Annotated in this window: 2 protein-coding genes; one reads left to right on the top strand and one right to left on the bottom strand. The window is 62.8% G+C overall.

Annotation, left to right across the window (positions count from 1 at the left end; translation table 11 throughout):
- Window positions 1-366 (top strand): RES family NAD+ phosphorylase (locus ACFFNA_RS34725; protein ID WP_378924390.1); only part of this gene is annotated, 366 nt, incomplete at its 5' end.
- 42 nt (window positions 367-408) lie between these two features.
- On the opposite strand, the gene ACFFNA_RS34720 is transcribed toward ACFFNA_RS34725, so the two are convergent.
- A complete protein-coding gene (locus ACFFNA_RS34720; RefSeq protein ID WP_378924391.1) occupies window positions 409-1,458 on the bottom strand; it encodes a site-specific integrase in 1,050 nt (349 codons plus the stop codon).
- Between the last annotated feature and the right edge of the window lie 245 nt (window positions 1,459-1,703).

The following is a 1,703-nucleotide window of genomic DNA, read 5'->3' as shown; positions in this document are numbered from 1 at the left end:
GAAGCCAACCAGGGCTTCGCACAGCGGATCGATCCGTGCGTGCTTTGCTCCTATGAGATCGATTGTGACGACATCGCGGATCTGACAACGCAAGAGGGGAGGGGAGAGTTTTCTGTGACGCTCGAAGAGATGGCCTGTGCCTGGGCGACTGCTCTCAGCGACGGAGAGCGCCCGGCGTCCTGGTCCATCTACGACCGGTTGCGACCTCGAAATATTGCCGGCATTGTGGTCCCAAGTTTCGCGCCGAGCGCCGAGATGGAGGATCGCAACCTGGTCCTTTGGGACTGGGGTCCGGATCTGCCGCACAAGGTAACCGTATTCGACCCGAGCGGCCGGTTGCCGAAGGACCAGCTATCTTGGCTATAAAGTGCTCTTGGGATCCGAAGGGCAGGGGAGGGCGCTTGCAGCCTACAGTCCACTGGCCTTGGTGAGATTGACACGAAACCGGTCGCGTCGGCGCTGATATTTTCGGGTCATTTCCGCGGAGGCGTGGCCGAGCTGCTTTTGCACGTAGCGCTCATCAACCTCGGCCGAGGAAGCAAGGCCAGCGCGCAACGAATGGCCCGAGAATTTTGTCGCGCGATCGCCTTCGGACAGGTCGCCGCGGACACCAGCGGCGAGAGCGGTGCGCTTGACCAGCCGCGCCACTTCCTGGTCGTTGAGCCGCTCGGCGCCCACTTTTTTGCCTTGCCCTGCCACCCTGCGAAAGAGGGGGCCATGGCCGATCCTCGCCAATTTGAGCCAGGTCTGCACCGCGACAACCGGGCAGGTGGCATCGGCCGAGCCGCGGCCGATTTCGACCTCGCGCCAGCCGGTCTTTCCGCGCAAGGTCACCAAAATCCCTTTGTCGGGAAAGAACTCGATCCAGCCGGAAGAATCCTCGGTCTGATCGCGGCCGACGTCGAGACCGACGATTTCGGAGCGGCGCAGGCCGCCGGCGAAACCCAGGAGCAGCATGGCGCGGTCGCGCAAGCCGCGTAAGCCGGCCCGGTCCAGCGTCTCGAGCATGGCAATCAGGTCTTCCGGCAGAATGGCTTCCTTTTGCCGGGGAGGGCAGGCATGGCTGTTTCGGATGCCGGCCAGCACGGTGGCGATATGCCGGTCTTTCCTGTCCAGCGGCTGGCCACGCTGAGAGAAATTCCAGGCCAGCGCCGAAAGCCGCCGCTCGATCGTCGACACGGATTTCTTATCCCCTCCCGACCCCGAGGCTTGCGCGGTGATGTAAAGGCCGACGACCTGCGGATCGGGCGGCAACACATCGAGGTGCTGGCGGCGCGCCCAGGCGCAAAAATGCTTCCAGTCGGCGGCGTAGGCGCGGCGGGTGTTGGACGAGCTTGCTGCCTCGACGTATTTTCGCGCATGATCGGCCAGTGTTTCCAGATGAGCCGGAAGGCCAACAATTGGCTGCGCGCCCGGTGCCGTGTTCTCCCCCGAACAGTCGTCTGACGGCTGTCCCATGGCGAGAACGACATCGATGATATCGGGGAGATCGTCGGCGACCGCCTCTGCTGGCGAATGATCGATGACGGCGGCCGTGCCGTGGGACGGTCCGGAGGTCGGGTCGACGTGGTTTTCCGACTTCTGCGCGACGAAAACGGCTGTCGTTCGCGTTTGGTCAACGGACGGCAAGTTATTGGTCTGGCGCGAATCATCTTCGGAGTTCATTGGCGGATTCTAGCCGAATCAGCGTATTTTTCGTAACA

Source organism: Mesorhizobium kowhaii (assembly GCF_042431665.1).
Taxonomy (GTDB): domain Bacteria; phylum Pseudomonadota; class Alphaproteobacteria; order Rhizobiales; family Rhizobiaceae; genus Mesorhizobium; species Mesorhizobium kowhaii.
This window is presented reverse-complemented; position numbering and strand designations above follow the sequence as displayed.